The sequence below is a fragment of the Mesorhizobium sp. C277A genome (assembly GCF_040324395.1).
Classification (GTDB): Bacteria; Pseudomonadota; Alphaproteobacteria; order Rhizobiales; family Rhizobiaceae; genus Mesorhizobium.
In genome coordinates this window covers 2,788,529-2,806,578 of record NZ_JAMYVW010000002.1, presented here as the reverse complement: position 1 = coordinate 2,806,578, position 18,050 = coordinate 2,788,529, and the positions used below count along the sequence as shown (strand labels likewise).

18 protein-coding genes and 1 pseudogene are annotated in these 18,050 nt (G+C 63.8%); 12 read left to right on the top strand and 7 right to left on the bottom strand.

Annotated features, from left to right (window positions below; genetic code table 11):
- Positions 1-103: 103 nt before the first annotated feature.
- A complete protein-coding gene (locus NKK52_RS14035) occupies positions 104-976 on the bottom strand; it encodes a 50S ribosomal protein L11 methyltransferase (RefSeq protein WP_023682125.1) in 873 nt (290 codons plus the stop codon).
- A gap of 82 nt (positions 977-1,058) precedes the next feature.
- Positions 1,059-1,634, bottom strand: a complete 576-nt coding sequence (locus NKK52_RS14030) for an SCO family protein (RefSeq protein ID WP_023682124.1) — start codon at positions 1,632-1,634, stop codon at positions 1,059-1,061.
- A gap of 181 nt (positions 1,635-1,815) precedes the next feature.
- On the opposite strand from NKK52_RS14030, the gene NKK52_RS14025 reads away from it, so the two are divergent.
- From NKK52_RS14025 to NKK52_RS14015, 3 genes are all read left to right on the top strand, one after another.
- Positions 1,816-2,334, top strand: coding sequence for a CreA family protein (locus NKK52_RS14025; protein ID WP_023753104.1), 519 nt, complete (start codon positions 1,816-1,818; stop codon positions 2,332-2,334).
- 106 nt (positions 2,335-2,440) lie between these two features.
- A complete protein-coding gene (locus NKK52_RS14020; protein WP_023682123.1) occupies positions 2,441-3,082 on the top strand; it encodes a DapH/DapD/GlmU-related protein in 642 nt (213 codons plus the stop codon).
- A 382-nt stretch (positions 3,083-3,464) separates the two neighbouring features.
- A complete protein-coding gene (locus NKK52_RS14015) occupies positions 3,465-3,896 on the top strand; it encodes a low affinity iron permease family protein (protein ID WP_031197915.1) in 432 nt (143 codons plus the stop codon).
- A gap of 26 nt (positions 3,897-3,922) precedes the next feature.
- Here NKK52_RS14015 and NKK52_RS14010 read toward each other — a convergent pair whose 3' ends face one another.
- Entirely contained in the window at positions 3,923-4,789 is an 867-nt protein-coding gene (locus NKK52_RS14010; protein WP_023682121.1) for an SDR family NAD(P)-dependent oxidoreductase, read from the bottom strand.
- A gap of 131 nt (positions 4,790-4,920) precedes the next feature.
- On the opposite strand from NKK52_RS14010, the gene NKK52_RS14005 reads away from it, so the two are divergent.
- Complete coding sequence (locus NKK52_RS14005) at positions 4,921-5,202, top strand: hypothetical protein (protein ID WP_023668298.1); 282 nt, start codon at positions 4,921-4,923, stop codon at positions 5,200-5,202.
- A 12-nt stretch (positions 5,203-5,214) separates the two neighbouring features.
- On the opposite strand, the gene NKK52_RS14000 is transcribed toward NKK52_RS14005, so the two are convergent.
- The gene (locus NKK52_RS14000) at positions 5,215-5,790 is read right to left on the bottom strand and encodes a TMEM175 family protein (RefSeq protein ID WP_023682120.1); all 576 of its coding nucleotides are present in this window, start codon (positions 5,788-5,790) and stop codon (positions 5,215-5,217) included.
- 153 nt (positions 5,791-5,943) lie between these two features.
- Here NKK52_RS14000 and NKK52_RS13995 point away from each other — a divergent pair, with 153 nt between their 5' ends.
- The gene (locus NKK52_RS13995) at positions 5,944-7,152 is read left to right on the top strand and encodes an MFS transporter (protein ID WP_023682119.1); all 1,209 of its coding nucleotides are present in this window, start codon (positions 5,944-5,946) and stop codon (positions 7,150-7,152) included.
- A 3-nt stretch (positions 7,153-7,155) separates the two neighbouring features.
- On the opposite strand, the gene NKK52_RS13990 is transcribed toward NKK52_RS13995, so the two are convergent.
- Positions 7,156-8,628 carry an MATE family efflux transporter gene (locus NKK52_RS13990; RefSeq protein ID WP_023682118.1) on the bottom strand — a complete coding sequence of 491 codons (1,473 nt, stop codon included), beginning with the start codon at positions 8,626-8,628 and terminating at the stop codon, positions 7,156-7,158.
- 198 nt (positions 8,629-8,826) lie between these two features.
- On the opposite strand from NKK52_RS13990, the gene NKK52_RS13985 reads away from it, so the two are divergent.
- Positions 8,827-9,615 carry a L,D-transpeptidase gene (locus NKK52_RS13985; protein ID WP_023668302.1) on the top strand — a complete coding sequence of 263 codons (789 nt, stop codon included), beginning with the start codon at positions 8,827-8,829 and terminating at the stop codon, positions 9,613-9,615.
- A 78-nt stretch (positions 9,616-9,693) separates the two neighbouring features.
- Here the strand turns inward: NKK52_RS13985 and NKK52_RS13980 are convergent, their stop codons facing one another.
- On the bottom strand, positions 9,694-11,169 hold the full coding sequence (locus NKK52_RS13980) for an esterase-like activity of phytase family protein (protein ID WP_023682117.1): 1,476 nt from the start codon (positions 11,167-11,169) through the stop codon (positions 9,694-9,696).
- 224 nt (positions 11,170-11,393) lie between these two features.
- On the opposite strand from NKK52_RS13980, the pseudogene NKK52_RS13975 reads away from it, so the two are divergent.
- Positions 11,394-11,709, top strand: a pseudogene (locus NKK52_RS13975) (ferritin family protein).
- A 27-nt stretch (positions 11,710-11,736) separates the two neighbouring features.
- Here NKK52_RS13975 and NKK52_RS13970 read toward each other — a convergent pair.
- A complete protein-coding gene (locus tag NKK52_RS13970) occupies positions 11,737-12,762 on the bottom strand; it encodes a LacI family DNA-binding transcriptional regulator (protein ID WP_023682116.1) in 1,026 nt (341 codons plus the stop codon).
- A gap of 194 nt (positions 12,763-12,956) precedes the next feature.
- Here NKK52_RS13970 and NKK52_RS13965 point away from each other — a divergent pair, with 194 nt between their 5' ends.
- From NKK52_RS13965 to NKK52_RS13945, 5 genes are all read left to right on the top strand, one after another.
- Positions 12,957-13,988, top strand: a complete 1,032-nt coding sequence (locus NKK52_RS13965; protein ID WP_023682115.1) for a Gfo/Idh/MocA family protein — start codon at positions 12,957-12,959, stop codon at positions 13,986-13,988.
- Positions 13,988-14,893 (top strand): sugar phosphate isomerase/epimerase family protein, encoded by a 906-nt coding sequence (locus NKK52_RS13960; RefSeq protein ID WP_023682114.1) that lies wholly within the window; start codon positions 13,988-13,990, stop codon positions 14,891-14,893. The genes NKK52_RS13965 and NKK52_RS13960 overlap by 1 nt, the downstream gene beginning before the upstream one ends.
- Before the next feature lie 103 nt (positions 14,894-14,996).
- The gene (locus NKK52_RS13955; RefSeq protein WP_023682113.1) at positions 14,997-16,010 is read left to right on the top strand and encodes a substrate-binding domain-containing protein; all 1,014 of its coding nucleotides are present in this window, start codon (positions 14,997-14,999) and stop codon (positions 16,008-16,010) included.
- 85 nt (positions 16,011-16,095) lie between these two features.
- The gene (locus NKK52_RS13950) at positions 16,096-16,893 is read left to right on the top strand and encodes an ATP-binding cassette domain-containing protein (protein ID WP_023682112.1); all 798 of its coding nucleotides are present in this window, start codon (positions 16,096-16,098) and stop codon (positions 16,891-16,893) included.
- On the top strand, positions 16,890-17,930 hold the full coding sequence (locus NKK52_RS13945) for an ABC transporter permease (RefSeq protein WP_023682111.1): 1,041 nt from the start codon (positions 16,890-16,892) through the stop codon (positions 17,928-17,930). The genes NKK52_RS13950 and NKK52_RS13945 overlap by 4 nt, the downstream gene beginning before the upstream one ends.
- Positions 17,931-18,050: the final 120 nt, after the last annotated feature.

Below are 18,050 nucleotides of genomic sequence, written 5' to 3'. Positions count from 1 at the left end.
TATGCCTCCTGTATCGGGCGCGACCGTAGCGCATGACCCGGAAAACCGGAATCGATTTTCGCCAATCGCAACAGGCTCGGATTGGTCCAAAGCGCGTTGCGTCTCAGTGCTTCAGGTGGATCGTTACCCAGCCTTCGCGATGCAAGGTCCTGACATGGCGAAAATTCTGGCCGACATAGGCCGAGATCACCGCGTTGCACTGGCGCTCGAGGATGCCGGACAGCACGATCGAGCCGCCGAGGCTGATGTGCCTGGCCATCTCAGGCGCCAGCCGCATCAGCGGCCGCGCCAATATGTTGGCGACGATGAGGTCGAAAGGCGCCCGCTTGCCAAAGATCGGGTGGTGGAAGCCGGGCGCCGTCACCGTTTCAACCAGCGCCTTGACGTGGTTGAGGCGGGCGTTGGCGGCGGCGACCCTGACGGCGATCGGATCGATGTCGGTCGCCAGCACCGGAATATGCGCCAGTTTGGCGACGGCGATCGCCAGCACCGCGCTGCCGGTGCCGAGGTCGAGGGCATTCCTGGGACGTTCGCGGCGCACGACCCGTTCCAGCATTTCGAGGCAGCCGGCAGTGGTCCCGTGATGGCCGGTGCCGAAGGCAAGGCCGGCCTCGATCTCGATGGCGAGTTCGCCGCTGTGGCGCTTCCGGCGGTCATGCGCGCCATGGACGAAGAAACGTCCGGCGCGCACCGGTTTCAGTCCCTCCAGCGAGCGCGCCACCCAGTCGATGTCGGGCAGAACCTCGCGCTCGATCGGCTTCGACAGGGACAGTCCGGCAAGGCTGTCCCTTAGCCGCGCCTCAACTGCGTCGACATTGCCGTCGGTGTAGAGCGAAACCTCGTAGATGTCGCGGTCTTCATCGACTTCGAGCACGGCGATCGGCAGGCCTTCATCCTCGAAAGCTGGCTCGAGCGCGGCAAAGATGCGGTCGGCCTCGATCTTCCCAGCGATGAAGTGGAGCCTGGTCTGACCCATCAGCTGTTCTCTTGCTTGAGCATGATCTCTGGAAAACACTTTTCTGTCCGAGAAAACCGGATTCCACATTTCGGGATCATGCCTAGCCTGCCGCCAGCCGCTTCAGCTTGGCGATCGCGGTATCGGCGCTTTCGCCATAGGCTATGGTGCCCGAAAACTCGCCCTTGGCGTTGAGCAGCAGCGCGGAGGCGGTGTGGTCCATCGTGTAATCGCCGTCGCCGGTGTCGACCTTCTTCCAGTAGATGTTGAAGGACTTCGCCATGGCGTGCACCTTGTCGGGATCGCCCGATATGCCGACGATGCGGTCGGAGAAATTGCTGACGTAAGTGTTCATCACCGGCGGCGTGTCGCGCTCTGGATCGACTGTAACGAAGTAGGCGTTGAGGTTCTTGCCGTCGTCGCCCAGCGCCTTCAGCCAGCCGGCCATTTCGAACAAAGTGGTCGGGCAGACTTCCGGGCAATGGGTGAAGCCGAAGAAGACGATGCTGGGTTTTCCCCTGAAGGCGGCTTCGGTGATCGGCGCGCCTTTCTGGTCGACCAGCGTGAATGGCGCACCATACGGCTCGCCACCATAGTGGCCGCGATAGAAGTCAAAGGTGAGCCAACCGATGCCCGCCGCCATCAGAACCAGAATGCCGACCAGAATTGAACGCATCATCAGGAAGTGTCCGTCGCAGAAATCGAGCGCCGGATCGGCGCTCCTGTTGGCGAGCAGTCTTAGCCGGTCGCAGGGAGCAAGGCAAAGATGCCGCGTTGCCGCAACCGGGCTGGACGCTACCTTGCAAACAGCTGGCCCTTATCCCACCTGAGACCGGCAAACCGAACCTGAGGAGGCTCCCTTGCAAAGACGGACTGGGCAGAGACGGATTGGGCAGAAACTGATCGGCGGCGCGCTGGCCGCATGCATTGCCCTTGGCGCCGGTGCCGCCGCGGCAGAGGAGGTCGGCAAGGTCGGCGTCGATTGGGTCGGCAACGACATCATCGTCGAGGCGATCAAGGACCCCAAGATCGACGGCGTGACCTGCCATGTCTCTTATTTCGACCGCAGCGTCATCGACCGCTTGCACAAGGGCAACTGGTTCGAGGATCCGTCTGATTCCTCGATCTCCTGCCGCCAGACCGGGCCGATCACCATCGGCGACATCGACATGAGCGAGGGCGGCGAAGAGGTGTTCAAGCAAGGCATCAGCCTGATCTGGAAGAAGCAGGTGGTGAACCGCATCTACGACAAGAAGAACGAGACGCTGATCTATCTCTCGCATTCGCGCCAAGTGCAGGACGGCTCGGCGAAAATGTCGGTGACGACCGTGCCGCTGTTCGGCCAGAACGTGGTGTGGACCGGCGGCAAGCCGAAATAGCGGATCCTGTGTCAGCGCAATTGCTCTGACGGACGGTTGGCCCCCTTGCGGGGCCAATCGCGACGCGACAATTGCTTCCGCAATTGCGCGGGGGTAAATCCGCCAGATGGACCGTACCGAAAACCTCGTCCTGAAAGATCCCGAGCCGCGCATCCATCCGACCGCGGAGCTGAAAGCGTGCAAGCTTGGCCGCTATGCTTCTATCGGCGAACGGGTGGTGCTGCGCGAGGTTAATGTCGGCGATTTCTCCTATTTCGAGCGCCACGCCGAGGCGATCTACACGACGATCGGAAAATTCTGCTCGATCGCTGCCAACAGCCGCATCAATGCGCTGGAGCATCCGATCGAGCGGATCACGCAGCACAAGCTCAGCTACCGGCCGAACGAGTATTTCCGCTGGCTGGGCGTCGACGCGGCGTTCCGCGCGCGGCGGCAGGCCAAGGCGGTCGGCATCGGCAATGATGTCTGGATCGGCCATGGCGCCGTCATCATGCCCGGCATCAGCATCGGCAATGGCGCCATCGTCGGCGCCAATGCGGTGGTGACGCGGGATGTGCCGGCCTACGCAATCGTCGCCGGCGTACCGGCGAAGCCGTTGCGCATGCGCTTTCCCTCAGAGATCGCGGCGCGGATCGAAAGCCTTGCCTGGTGGGACTGGCCGCCGGAGAAACTCGCCAAAGCGGTTCCCGACATGCAGGCCTTGCCGATTGAGGATTTCCTCGATCGCTGGGAGCAAGAGCATTCCTGAGAGCTCGCCGCGCGTGCGCGGTTTCATCGACTGGCTGGCCGAAATCCTGGCGCCAAAATTCTAAACGGCACGTGTCGGGAAGAGTTCCGCCGGTCTGCGGCAACGCAACGAACCCCTTCCGCCATGCGGGGGTGGCGCAGCGGAAGGGGCTTGGAGACAAATCCGCGTGAAACGACGGAACAGGTTTTTTGGCCTGCATGGTGACTAATGGCAACAAACCGATAAGGCGGCTTTTCACGGCGCTGCGCCTTTGGCGTGCATACAATTGCATCAGCGATGCCCTCTGCGACAGGGAACCGGAAGCGGCTGCCGGTTGTTTATTGTTGGAGCGATGAATGCGGCCTTGGTCAGCTCGTCGCGCTTTGAACGGTCGAGGATGTGAATGATCGAAAAGCTGTTTACCAGAATCGCCAACACCGTTTCGCACTTGGCGGGCCTGCCGCCGACTTTCATCGCCTGCTGCGCCATCGTTATCGTCTGGGCGGTAAGCGGGCCATTCTTCGGCTTTTCCGATACGTGGCAGCTCGTCATCAACACGGGAACGACGATCATCACCTTCCTGATGGTGTTCCTGATCCAGAACACCCAGAACCGCGACGGCGCCGCGGTTCAGGCCAAGCTCGACGAACTGATCCGCGTCAGCGAGGGCCACAATCATTTCATCGGCATCGAGCACCTGACCGAATCCGAGGTCGAGGAGATCAGGGACAAATGCGAGCGGGCGGCAAAACGCCATGACCACGAGCTCGCCGAACTGGCGGCCAAGAAGGCCGTCGCGCAAAAGCGCACCGCGAAAAAACGCGCGCCCGCCTGAGTCTCGGCTTTGGCTGAGTTCGACGATCAGTTTCCCATAAAGGCCGCGAAAGCGTCCTTATGGTCGGGGTGCCAGCGCGAGAGAGCAGGCCGGTTCTCGATGATGTCGCCGATCGCCCAGGCCATGCGCTTTTCATCGGTCGGCCGCATCACCTCATTGTCGGGGCACAGGATGTAGAAGTCCCCACGCGCCAGCGAAGCCAGCATGAAGTCGACCACCTGCTCGCCGGTCCAGGCGCCAGCCGGTTTTTCGACCGCTCCTTCGGTGAGGCCGGTGAAGGTGAAGCCGGGAATGAGAAGATGCGCCGCGACCTTCGCGCCCGGCTCGTTGCGCAATGCGTGCGCCAGGCCTTCGGTGAACGTCTTCAATGCCGATTTGGATACGTTGTAGGCGAGATTGCCGGGTGGCGTGGTGATGCCTTGCTTGGAGCCGGTGTTGATGATCAGGCCCGGCTCTCCGGAGGCCAGCATGGCCGGCGCAAAGGCCTCGACGCCATGTACGACGCCCCAGAAATTGATGTCGATCAGCCGCTTCCAGGCGTCGCCGTTCTCCCACGGTTTTCCCGGATTGTTGCCGACGCCGGCATTGTTCATCAGCAGCGATACGGCGCCGAAAGCGGCATGCGTCTTTTCCGCCAGCCGGCCGAGTTCGTCGGCCTTCGAGACGTCTGTGGCGACCGCAAGCACGGCATTCTCGCCGGCGATCGCGGCGACTGCCTGGCGGGCCGCATCGAGGCGCGCGCCGCCAATGTCGGCCAGCACCAGTCTCATGCCCATAGCCGCCAGCCTTTTGGCGGCGGCAAGCCCGATGCCGCTGGCGCCCCCGGTGATGACGGCGACGTTGCCTCGGCTGAGGGCGGGCAAAGCGGATTGGATTTCGGCGTCGGAGGTCATGATCTTTTTCCTAGGGTTCGGGTGGCGCCGAACTTAGCGCGGGACGCGCATCGTGCAAGGCCGTCCCGCGTGTTCGGGTTGACCGCATCAACGGCGGCTGTGCATGCTGCGGCTGAACAGGAGACTGCCGATTGACCGACTGGGTTGCGATCCTGAAGGAGCAGACCGCCACCGGCGACCAGATGGGCCGCGAGGTGCCACAGATGCTTGCCAATCCGGACATAAGCGAAGCGCAGGTGAAGACCTTGTTTTCGGCACTCGAAAAACAGGCCGAGTTCGTCGAGAAATTGCGCATGGCGCTGGAAAAATTCGGCCATGATTTTTCGATCATCAAGGCGGCCGAGCGGCTGGAGGAGCGCTATGCCGACCTAGCCGCGTCGGTTGCCGAAAAGCTGAAGGCGATGCGCAAGTAGAGGCGTCCTACGCTACTTTTCCAGCACCCGCGAAAAACGCGTGTCCGGAACGAACCAGACGGCGGCCACCAGCACGAAGATCGCAACGCCGATCCATTGGTTGACGAAGGCAAGCGGGACGGCGGCGGCGTAGAGGGCCACCGAGATCTTGCCCTTGCGGTCATTGCCCAGCGCCTTGGCGAAGGCGGTGTCGTTGCCGTGCAAATGGTGCAGCTTGGTGGCGAGAAAGGTGTAGGCGACCGCGCACAGCACCAGGTCGATGCCATAGACGGCGACGGGGACCGGCGCGAAATGGTTCTCGCCCATGAAGGCCGTCGTCGCCGGCATCAGCGACAACCAGAACAGAAGGTTGAGGTTGGCCCACAGCACGCGGCCGTCGACCCTTTGGACGGTGTGGAACATGTTGTGCAGATTGTTCCAGTAGATACCGACATTGATGAACGACAAGACATAGCTGAAAAAGATCGGCCACAGCGGCAGAAGCGCTGAAAAATCCTCCCCATGGGGCACTTTCAGCTCCAGCACCATGATGGTGATGATGATGGCGACCACCCCATCGGTGAATGCCTCGACTCTACCTTTTCCCATGGATTCTCCTTCTCGATGGAAAGACGTTAAGCGAGGATTTCGGGCAAGACCATCCTGACAAGGTTGTCAGGATGAAGTTCGGCGCGTGGAACGGCCATCCTTACATGGACGTTGGGGCGCAATTGGGCGTTGGGCGATTGGCCGGAGGTTGCCATGACCAGCTATGCCGAGACCATAACGCGCGACAACGGACTCGATGGCCGGCCCGCGATGGCCGCGGTTGCCGCCATGATCGCCGCTCTGTTCGCCGGCAGCACGGTGCTGACGCCGCTTTACGTCATCTACAAGCAGGCCTTCGGTTTCTCGCAGATCACGCTGACGCTGGTCTACGCCGTCTATGTCGTCGGCAATCTCGGCGCATTGCTGATGTTCGGGCGCTTGTCCGACGGCATTGGCCGCCGTCCTGCGGCGCTGGCGTCGATGGCCATAGCGGTGGTCAGCGCGCTGGTGTTCCTGTTGGCCGAGAACGTCGCATGGCTCGATGTCGCCCGCATATTGAGCGGCCTTGGCATCGGCGTCGGCGCGGGAACCGGCACGGCCTGGCTTGCCGAATTGATCGAGGGTAAGGACAAATCGCGCGCGGCAATCATCGCCACCAGCACCAACTTCGTTGGCCTTGGCCTCGGCGCGCTGGCATCGGGCCTGCTCGCCGAATATGCGCCCTGGCCGTTGAGACTAACGTTTGCGGTCTATCTTGCCTTGCTCGTGGTGGTGACGCTGTTGATCTGGCGCACCAGGGAAACCGTTTCGCGGCCGGGAAGGCTGGCCGACGTTTCGCTGCGGCCGCGGCTGTCGGTGCCCGCTGATATCCGCGCCGCTTTCGTGGCGCCGGCCGTCACCGGCTTCGGCGCCATGGCGCTGGTCGGCTTCTATGCAGCCCTGGCGCCGAGCATCCTGGCGCAGCAGCTGCATGTGGCCAACCATGCCGAGGCCGGCGGGCTGTTCTTTGAACTGTCGATCGTTGCGGCCGCGACCATTCTGGCCACGACCCGACTGTCCAGTCGCGCCGGGATGCTGGCCGCGCTGGCGCTGATGATCCCGGCCGTAGGGCTGATGGTTGCTGCTCAGTTTTTCGCGTCGATGTCCCTGATGGTTGCCGCCACCGCTGTGTGCGGCGTGGCGGCGGCGCTCGGCTATCGCGGCGGCCTGCAGGTGGTGAGCCAGATCGCACCTGCCGAGCGTCGCGCCGAATTGGTGTCGGCGTTCTTCATCTGCTGCTTCTGCGGCAATGCGCTGCCGGTGATCGGCATTGGGCTGCTGTCGAGTTGGGCCACTCCGACGACGGCAAGCCTGGCCTTCGCCGGCATGATCACGCTGTTCTCTGTCGTAGCGCTGGGGTTCGGCGTCAAATACGCGCGCTGAGCCTCACCCGTTTGGCGTCTCGGGCGCCATGTTTGCCCGTCCGCGCGGGATGCCGAGGCCGGTGTCGGGCGGCTCGCCGGCGGCCGGCCGGTCCTCGATCATGTGCATGGTGCGCCAGCGGCCGAAGCGATAATAGGCGGCGGCCAGCACCAGCGAGGTGATCGATCCCGCCGGAAAACTCCACCACAGCGCTTCCTCGCCGATGTAGCTCCTGAAGAAGTAGGCAAAGCCGGTACGCACGACCAGCACGGAAATCACCAGAATGATCAGCGGCGGCATCACGGCACCGGTGGCGCGCACGGTGGCGAACAGCACGATGGTGACGCCGAACAGGATGAACGACCAGGACGCCACCTTGTTGATGTGGGCTGCAATGTCGATTGCGGTGCTGTCGCCGCTAAGGAACAGGCCGAGCACCGGCCTGTCGAAGAAGAACAGCAGCGCCACCAGGGCGCCGGTGAGCACCAGGTTGAAGCCGACGCCGGACGCCGCGATGCGACCGATGCGGTCCCACCGCCCTGCGCCGACATTCTGGGCCGCCATCGACGAGACTGCGGCGCCGATCGCCAGTGCAGGCATCTGGATATAGGTCCACAGCTGCGCCGCGATGCCGTAGGCGGCGGCGACCTGCGAGCCGTAGGAGTTGACGATGCCCATCACGGTCAGCGCCGCCGCCGAAATGACGATCATCTGCAGGCCCATCGGCACGCCCTTGAAGACGACGATCCTGAGCAGCGCCGGATCCGGCCGCAGCAGAGCGAGGTTCGCGCCGGCGAGCCGCAACGGATGCTTTCTGGCATAAAGCACGACGAGGATGGCGATCACGCTCACCGTCTGGCCGATCAGCGTCGAGGTGGCGGAGCCGGCGATGCCGAGTTCGGGGAAGGGGCCGATGCCGCGAATGAGCAGCGGATTGAGGATGATGTCGAGCACGACGGCGAGCGCCATGAAGAAAAATGGCGTGCGCGAATCACCCGCGCCGCGCAGCACCGTCATGACGAAGGACAGAAGGTTCATCATCGGCACGGCGACGAAGATGATGCGCAGATAGGAGCGCGCCAGCGGCAGCGCATCGGGCGGGGTGCCCAGTGTGTTGAGGATGGCGTCGACCCAGATCCAGCCGCAGACGGCGAAGATAGCCGAGACGAGGAAGAAGAAGCTGGCGCTGGTGCCGACGATGCGCCGCGCCTCGGGCAGGTCGCGGGCGCCGACCGATTGCGCCACCAGGATGGTGGCGGCCATGCCGATGCCGAACACGGTGCCAAGAATCAGGAACAGCACCAGATTGGCGTTTGAGGTCGCCGTCAGCGCCGATTCACCGAGGAAGCGGCCGACCCAGACGGCGTTGATCGAACCGTTGAGCGACTGCAGCACATTGGAACCGAGCACCGGAAGCGCGAACAACAGCAGCGTGCGAGGGATTGGGCCGCTGGTGAGATCGCCGGTGCGCCGGCGCGGTGGTATTTTTTCGTCCATGGGCTGTTCGGCGAAGGTTCATCTCAAAGTCCGCCCGGCAATGATCGCCGATTTGACGGACAAGGTCGATGCGGCATTGGAACATGCCACCTGGCGGCTTCAAGCTAATCAGTTCTCAAAACATTCGGAATGGGATATGGGTCGTCGCCGCGTGGGGTCGCATATCCTGTTGGATATGATGAATAGGCTGGGGGGATCATGTCCGACAATCCGCTTTTTTCCGAGCGCCTGAACCGGCGCGCGTTTCTTGGAATATCCGCTTTGGGTGCCGCTTCCATGGCGCTTTCAGCCTGCACCACGACCGACGTCGTGGTGCCGCCAACGCCCGCTCCGGCGCCCGAACCGGCTCTGGGCGATGCCGCCACCATGTATTCGGCGCGCGTCGATGAGGGCTTTTCATTGCCGGCAATCCCCGTGGCCAAGCTCGATCCGAAGTTCGTGCGCCAGATCGTGGACGATCCGACCGGCGAAAAACCCGGCACGATCGTCGTCGATACATCCGAGCATTTTCTCTATCTGGTGCGCGACGGCGGCAAGGCAATGCGCTATGGCGTCAGCCTCGGCAAGGCCGGGTTTGGCTGGACCGGCAGCGCCGTGATCCAGGCGCGCAAGAAATGGCCGGTGTGGACGCCGCCGCCCGAAATGATCCAGCGCCGGCCGGAACTGGCGAAATATAAGGACGGCATGCCGCCGGGACCGCAGAGCCCGCTCGGCGCGCGTGCGCTCTATCTGTTCCGCGACGGCAAGGACACGATGTACCGGCTGCACGGCACGCCGGAATGGGATTCCATCGGCAAGAACGCGTCGTCGGGCTGCGTGCGCTTCATGAACCAGGACATTATCGACCTCTACAGCCGGGTCAACGGCGTAGCCCAGGTCTATGTGCGCCCGAACCTGTCGGCCGCAGGCAAGATCATGGCCGTGTCGAGCCGGACCGCCGAGCCGATCGATGCCGGCGTGCCAAGGGATGCGGAGATTTTGAAATAGGTGCCTTCACGGCATCGCTGATCGCCGACAAACGTTTAGAGGCGGACGCGCCGGGCGCGTCCGCCTTTCCGTATACGGCTACTTGTTGGCGAGGCCCGGAAGCGTGACCTGATAGACCAGGAACATGGTGTCGACATCGGCGCCGTCGTCGGCCTTGTAGGGCGCGCCGACCTGAAAACCGTCTTGGGTGAGAAAGTCGTTATCGTTGCCGACGAACAGGAAATAGTCGTCGGGCAGCGCCGGATCGAGCAGGCTGACCACAGACATTGCTTCCCACTTCTCCGAGAGATTGTTCTTGTCGTTCGGCTTGCCGTCATGCAGGCCGAAACGGCCGAGTTCCTTGTTGTCGTTGATGTCAATGAACGGCGTCAGCTTGGCCGGGGTCACCGAGGGGTCGAGCACGCCCTTGGGCGCCAGCGGCTTGTCGGCGGCATCGAAGGCGCCGCCGGCAATGTCGGTGGCGCCAGAGACGTCGACGACGAAAATCTGGCGCAGCAGCGAAGTATCGCCCTTCACCCCCTGGCCGTTGCCGCTGTCGCGCGCCAGCATCAGGAAGGTCTTGTCGGACAGCGCCACGATTTCGCTCTGCGCGGCGACCTTGGTCTTGTCCTTGGCGTCCTTGAACACCGGCAGCGGCACGGCATATTCATGCACCAGCTTGAGATGGGCCGGGTCGGAGGCGTCGTAGACCAGGGCCCGGGTGTTCTGGCGCGTCGCGGGCGAATCGCCGCCATCCTGGCGGGGCGCCGACTGCAGCACAGCGATCAGCGACTTGCCGTCCGGCGTCAGCGCCATGCCTTCGAGGCCTTGATTGTTCTGGCGGCCGGTTTCGGGATCCTTCGGATCGGGTTCGGCTGCACCGGGGCCTGGATTGTCGGAGGCGAAGTTCGGCCCGCCCTTGCGCATCGGCACCAAAGCGGCCGGCGGCTGCGTTGCCGACAACAGATGGCCGTCGGCCGAGAAGCGGTAGATGTTGGGGCCGTATTCGTCAGAGATGAACATGGTGCCGTCGGGCAGCCGCGCGATCGCCTCATTGTCGAGCGCCAGCTTGCCATTGGCCTCGGGCAGGATCGGCAGGTCGCCATTGGCCGCGCGCACGCCGTTGAGCGGATCGAGACCGGTGGCGTCTGCGCCCTTGTCGTCGGTGAGCAGCAGGCAATCGGCAAGCGTCGCCTTGACGCCTGTCTGTTCCTGGCCGGCGGCGGGCTTGGCGCCCAGTGCGGTCGGCGTGAATTCGATACGAATAGTGTTGAGGCGCGGCCGGTAGTCGGTGGTGCCGACGACATTGTAGCCGCGGTCGGGCAGCAACCAGAGCGAGCCCTTGTAGCCGTCCGCGCCACGGGTCCAGCTTGCGGCGTCGATCGACATGCCGGAGCCGGAGCCGAAGGTCTCGCCGAACTTGTCCTTCTGATCGGCCGGAATGCGGCCGACGCCGACCAGGCCCTTGTTGACGAAGCCGCCAACGGTGGCGGTGCTGTCGGCAAGGGCAGGGGTCAGGGCGGTAAACAGCGCCAGTGCGGCGCCGAGCGACACGGTTCGGTGCAGATTTTTCATGGGATAACCTCTTTGTGACGGAACGGGCCGGAACGGCCGGATGACGAAGCCGCCGCAATCGACGATGCCGCGCCCACCGATGAGCGGTCTAGGACGCGAAGATGATAGTTGCGTGACAGACCGTGTCGCACGCGCTCCGGAACCATTTTCCAGCCTGAGCCGTTGCACGCGAGCCCAAGCGTCGCCTGCGATGGCCGATCGAGCCCCGGGCCCAGGAGGGATAAATGGGTTTCGATCAGTATCACGAGCCACCGGAAGAACTGACCGCAGGAGGTGCGGACCTTTGCCCGCATGATCACCTAGTTGATCGAAGAGGCCGAGGCGATCAACTGGTACGAACAGCGCATGTCGGTCGAGAAAGACCCTCAGGCCAAGGCGATCATGAAGAACGCGCAAGGCGAGGAGTTCAAGCATTTCGGCATGGATCTGGAATTCCTGCTGCGCCAGAAGAAAGACTGGCGCGCGGAACTGAAGGAAATCCTGTTCACCACCGGCGACATCGTCAAGGCCGGCGAGCGGGGCGAGAAGAAGGTGGATTGAGGCCCGCCGGCCTTCCTCCGCGGCGGATCAATCGCTGTCGCGCGCGATCAGCTCCAGGGGCCAGACTTCGCGGATGATGCGCGGGCCTTCCGGGCCGGCAAAGGCCGGAAGCGATGCCAGCAGCATTTCGGCCAGCCGCCGGCCCATGGGCTCCAGCGACGGACGGAAGGCGGTCAGCGCCGGCGAGAAATAACGGCAGAGCGGCGTGTCGACGATGACGATCACCGCGATGTCGTGGCCGGGCCTGATGCCCATCTCGGCCAGTGCCTTGCAGCCGCCGAGCGCCATTGCGTCATTGTTGAAGATGATGGCTGTGGGCCGGTCCTTGGAGAGCATCACGCGCGGCGTCACCTGGTAGCCGCCTGCCTCGTTGATGAAGCCGTCGGCGATCAGGCCGGGGTCGACTTCGATGCCATGCCGCTCCAGCCCCTTGCGGTAGCCGTCGAGGAAAAGGTAGCCGAAGTTGAGATCAAGCGAAGGGCGGATGGCGGCAATGCGGCGGTGGCCGCGCGCGACCAGCCGGTCGACGGCTTCATCACCCGCCCTCTCGAAATCTATATCGAGCGAAGGATAGGTGTCGTCGCCGGATTGACTTCGGCCAAGCGTGGCGAAGGGAAAGCCGGCCTTGCTGAGATAGTCGATCCGATCGTCTTCCCGCCGTGTATTGGCCAACACGACCGCGTCGGCCCGGCGCGTCTCAACCACGCGGCGCAGCCTCTCCTGCTGATATTGGCCGGGCTCGCCCATGACGACCATCAGATCCAGGTCATCCTCGGCCAGCCGGCCCTGCAGACCGATCAGGAACGGGATGAAGAACGGTTCGCCATATTGCTGGTCGCCCGGATGCGGCTGCAGCATGAAGGCGATCGAATGGGTGGTGCCTTGCCGCAGGCTGCGGCCGGACTGGTTGGGCGAATAGTTCAATTGCTTGGCGGCGGCGAGCACGCGCTGGCGGGTGTCGGCATTGACGTCGGCGCGGCCGTTCAACGCCCGCGACACGGTGCCGATCGAAATGTTCAGGTGACGCGCGAGGTCATGGATGCTGGACGCCAAGGACAGTTCTCCCCCTGTCTTGGCTAGCACCGGCTGCCGCCCAGGCCAAGGCTTCGGGATGATTTTCGCTGACAGCCGATTGACATTCTACGCCATCGGGTGTGTTCTCGTAAACGTTTACGGAGAAACGTTTACGGTGATGCCGGAAATGCCGTGACATTCGGTCTGGAGGGACCGGACGGGAGGAATGCCGGATGATGAATGCCGTCCTCGTCGGCTGTGGTGCGATGAGCAAGGCCTGGCTCGATGCCGCGAGGCAGATCGACGGGCTGGCCATTGTCGGCCTTGTCGATCTCGACGCCGAACGGGCGAAGGCGAGGGCGCACGAATACGGGCTCGACGGCGCGGTCATCGGCACCAGCCTCGACGCGGTGCTCGACCAGACCAGGCCCGACGCGGTGTTCGATGTCGTGGTTCCAGCCGCCCGGCGTGATGTCGCCTTTGCCGCCTTTGCCCATAATTGCCATCTGCTGACGGAAAAGCCGCTGGCCGATACTCCGGAAAATGCGCGCGCCATCGTCGATGCGGCGCGTAACGCGGGGCGCGTCCATGCGGTCGTGCAGAACCGCCGCTACGTCGCCAATGTCCGGCGCATCAGGCGCTTTCTCGACTCCGGCGCCATCGGCAAGCCAACCAGCATCCATGCCGACTTCTTCGTCGCGCCGCATTTCGGCGGCTTTCGCGAGGAGATGGCGCATGTGCTCTTGCTCGACATGGCGATCCACACATTCGATGCCGCCCGCTACATGGTCGCAGGCGATCCCGCCGGTGTTTTTTGCCAGGAATGGGAGCCGGCCAATTCCTGGTACCGGCAGGGTTCCTCGGCCAGCGCTATCTTCGATCTCGGTGGCGGCAAGCGGTTCACCTATGCAGGCTCTTGGTGCGCGGCGGGCTTCCGCACCAGTTGGGAGAGCACATGGCGCATCGTCGCCGAGCACGGCAGCCTGGTCTGGGACGGCGAGGACGGGCTGAAGGCCGAAGTTGTGTTGTCGGTCCGCGACGGCCTTTTCGACCTGACCCAGCCCATCACAGTACCGCCGCTCGATTCCGCCGACCGCATCGGCGGTCATCTCGGCGTCATCAAGGATTTCATCCACGCCATCGAGACCGGCAGCGAGCCGGAAACCCGTGGCAGCGACAACATCAAAAGCCTGGCCATGGTTTTCGGCGCCATCGAAAGCGCCGAGACCGGACGGCGCGTCGCAATCACACAGGAAGCATCATGATGCCAAACCCGCTTCTCGACATCCGGATCGGCACCATGGTGCGGGCCAATCTCGAAGACCCCGCCGCCTACATCAAAGAGATTCTGCCGCTCGGTTTCGAGAGCATCCAGCCCTTCTTCTGGCAGACGCTGGGCGGCAAGGATTTGCGGCGGCTCGCCGGTGAGATTCGCGAGGCGATCGGCGATGCCGATGTCGCCGTGTCGTCGATCGGCGTGTTCGGCAATCCGCTGGAGGATGGCGAGGTCGATCGCGGCGTGCTCGCGGCCTGGGAAACCGTCATCGACAACGCGCATCTGTTCGGCGCCTCGACGGTCAGCGGCTTCACCGGCCGCCTTCGCGGCAAGAAGCTGACCGACAGCCTGCCGCGCTTCCGTGAGGTCTGGGGTCCACTGGCCAAGCGCGCCGCCGACAAGGGCGTGCGCATTGCCTTCGAAAATTGCGCCATGGACGGCAACTGGGCGGCCGGCGACTGGAACATCGCCCACAATCCCGATGCCTGGGAGTTGATGTTCAACGAATTGCCCGACGACAATCTCGGCCTCGAATGGGAGCCCTGCCACCAGCTTGTCTACCTCATCGACCCGATGCCGCAGATCCGCAAATGGGCGCCGCGCATTTTCCATGTCCACGGCAAGGACGCGACGGTGCGCTGGGATGTGATCCGCGAGCACGGCGTGTTCGGCAAGCTGCCCTTCGTGCAGATGCGCACGCCCGGGTTTGGCGACAGCGACTGGACGCGGGTGATCAGCGAATTGCGGCTGGCCGGTTACAAGGGCGCCATCGACATCGAGGGCTGGCACGACCCGGTCTATCGCGGCGACCTCGAAATCACAGGCCAGGTGCGCGGGCTGGAATACCTCAAGCAATGCCGGGGAGGAGCGACCTACCTGCCGAACCCGGCGTGACCGAGAGCCGGTGGGAGGAGCCGGCCTGACAGATTGCCAAGCACTGCCGACAGGCGAACGACGAAACCCCTCGGCTCACCGAGGACAAAAGGGAGGAACGTGCATGAGCATCGCAATGAGAACGACACTTCTGCGCTCGACCGTCGTGGCCGCCGCCACGGCGCTGTGCGCTGCCATCTCCACTCTGCCGGCGCAGGCGCTCGACGCCCAGTGGTGCAAGGATGTCCACATCCGCTTTTTCGTCGGCGGCGCCGAGGGCGACGCTTTCGGCACCATCGTCTACAATGGCGCCAAGCAGGCGGCGTCCGATCTCGGACCCAAGGTCGACTACATCTTCTCGCAGTGGGACGTCGAGAAGATGGTTCAGCAATTGCGCGAGGCCGTCGCCGTGAAGCCCAACGGCATTGCCATGATGGGCCATCCCGGCGACGCCGCGATCATGCCGCTGGCCGAACAGGCGCACAAGGACGGCATCAAGATGATGTACCAGAACGTGCCGGTGCCGACGGTGGTGGCTGCGTTCGGCGGCGGCTATGTCGGCGCCCAGCAGGAGCAGCAGGGCCGCGCGCTCGGCGTCGAAGCGTTCAAGCTCGGCAATCTCAAGTCCGGCGACAAGGCGATCATGATCGGCCCGTTCGAGAACGAGGCCCGCGGCGCGCGCGAGCGCGGCACGGTGGCAGCACTCAAGGAAGCCGGCGTCGAGGTCATCCAGCTGTCGTCGCCGCCGAGCGGCGAATGGGCGTCCGACCCCAATCTGGCGATACCGGTGATCACCGCGGCCCTGCTCAACAATCCCGACGTCAAGGCGGTCGGCTATCCCGGCGGCCAGATGCTGGGCAACGTCGCCACCTACATGCAGGCGGCGGGGCGCAAGCCGGGCGACATCTTCAATTTCGGCTTCGACACCAGCCCGCAGATCGTCGAGGCGTTCAAGGGCGGCTGGGTGCAGCTGACGGCCGATCAGCAGCCGTTTCTGCAAGGCTATCTGCCGATCCTCAGCCTTTGCCAGCAGGTGGTGCTGGGCCTGGCGCCGATGAATGTCGACACTGGCGCCGGCTTCGTCACGCCGCAGAATTACGAGATCGTCGCCGAGCTCGCCAAGCAGGCGCTGCGCTGACCTCCCAAACTGCCGGCTGGGCGCAAGCCCGGCCGGCAGGACCGCCGGCACCAGGCCGGATGATACCACAGGAGCGAGGATCGCCATGGCCGAACGCATCATCGAACTGCGCGACATCAGCAAATCCTACGGCCAGGTCTATGCGCTGGGCGGGGTCAATCTCTCGGTCGCCCGCGGCGAGGTGGTTGGCTTGATCGGCGACAATGGCGCCGGCAAATCGACGCTGATCAAGATCCTGTCGGGCGTCGTCAAGCCGACCAGCGGCGAGATCCTGGTGCGCGGCAAGCCGGTGACCGGCTGGAGTGCGGCACGCTCGCGCGACGCCGGCATCGAGACGGTGTTCCAGGACCGGGCGCTGGCCGTGCAGCAGACCATCGTGCGCAACATCTTCATGGGCCGCGAACTCACCGGCTTCATGGGCTTTCTGAAGGTCAATAAAGAGATAGAGGAGGCGAGCCGGCTGATGCGCGAGATCGGCTTTACCTCGAAGGTGTTCACGCCGCATTCGATCGTCGGCCAGCTCTCCGGCGGCGAACGCCAGGGCGTGGCGATCGCGCGCGCCATCTACAAGCAGGCCGAGCTGATCATCCTCGACGAGCCGACGACGGCGCTGTCGCTGACCGAGACCGCCAAGGTCTTCCATTTCGTGCGCCAGGTGCGGGCGAGCGGCCGTTCGATCCTGTTCATCGGCCACAACATCCACCATGTCTTCGACATCGCCGACCGCTTCGTGGTGATTGACCGCGGCAAGGTGGCGCTGACCGCCGATCGCACCGAGGTCAAGTCGGCCGAAGAGCTGATCGATTTCATGGAAGACGTTGCGCATCCCGGAGGATTGCCGGGGCTGCACGAGGCCGGCGACGCGGAGAGGGCAGCACGATGAGCAAGACCATGGAACCCGATCTGCAGAGCCCGCTCGGCGGCAAGGCGGCCCGGCCTGAGTGGAAGCACCCGTCCGACCATTGGCTGCGCGGTTTCGTCATCGACAACCGCGCAGCGCTCGGCACGCTCGCCGTGTTCATCATCATGATGGCGGCGTTCCTGATCGCCAACCCGACCGTGTTCACCACCTGGTATCTCTACAGATCCGTGCTGACCACGCTGCCGGTTGCCCTGTTCGTGGTGGTGCCGCTGGTCTTCGTCGTCACCTGCGGCGAGATCGACCTGTCGTTTCCCGCAACCATGGGCTTTGCCTCCTGGGTGTTCGCGCTGGTGGTGCAGGCCGGCTACGATCCGTTTCTCGGCATCGCAGCGGCGATTCTCACCGGCACGCTGCTCGGCTTTCTCGTCGGATCCCTGGTCGTTTATGGCGGGCTGTCGTCGCTGATCGCCACCCTCGGCATGAATTTCCTGCTGCGGGGACTGATCCAGATCATCAACGAGGGCAGATCGACGGCATTGACCGGTCTCAGCGACAGCTGGGCGTACACCATCTTCTCCGGTCAGGTGTGGGGTTTTCCGGTACAGGTCTTATGGGCACTCGCCTTCGTCATTTTTTCGGCAATGCTCTACAACCGGCACCGCTTCGGCGCGCAGGTGAGGGTCGTCGGCGACAACCCCGACAGCGCCCAGCAAATGGGCATCGACGTCAAGCGTGTGCGGGTGAAAGTGTTCATCTTCACCGGCATCGGGGCCGCGATCGCCGGCACGTTTTCGGTGATGATCAACTTCACCTGGTGGCCGACCGCGGGCGACGGCTATCTCTTGCCGGTGCTGGCTTCGGTGTTCGTCGGCGGCACGCCGACCTGGGGCGGCATCGGTACGGTTGCCGGTGGAGCGATCGGCGCGGTCACCGTGTCGTTCATCCAGACCGGCGTCGTGGCGGCGGGCCTGAGCGGCTTCTACGTCCAGTTCTTCAACGGGCTGATCATCATCCTGTCGCTGCTGGGGCACAAGTGGAACCAGGCGCGGTACAGGTGAGGGGCGGGCTAAATTGACGGGGACGCTCATGTTGCGGACCGCATGCCCCGACGACTGGGCAGACGCCGTCGCTTCGTCATTCTAGGGCGGAGCAGGAGCGAAGCTCCGTCGCGTAGACCC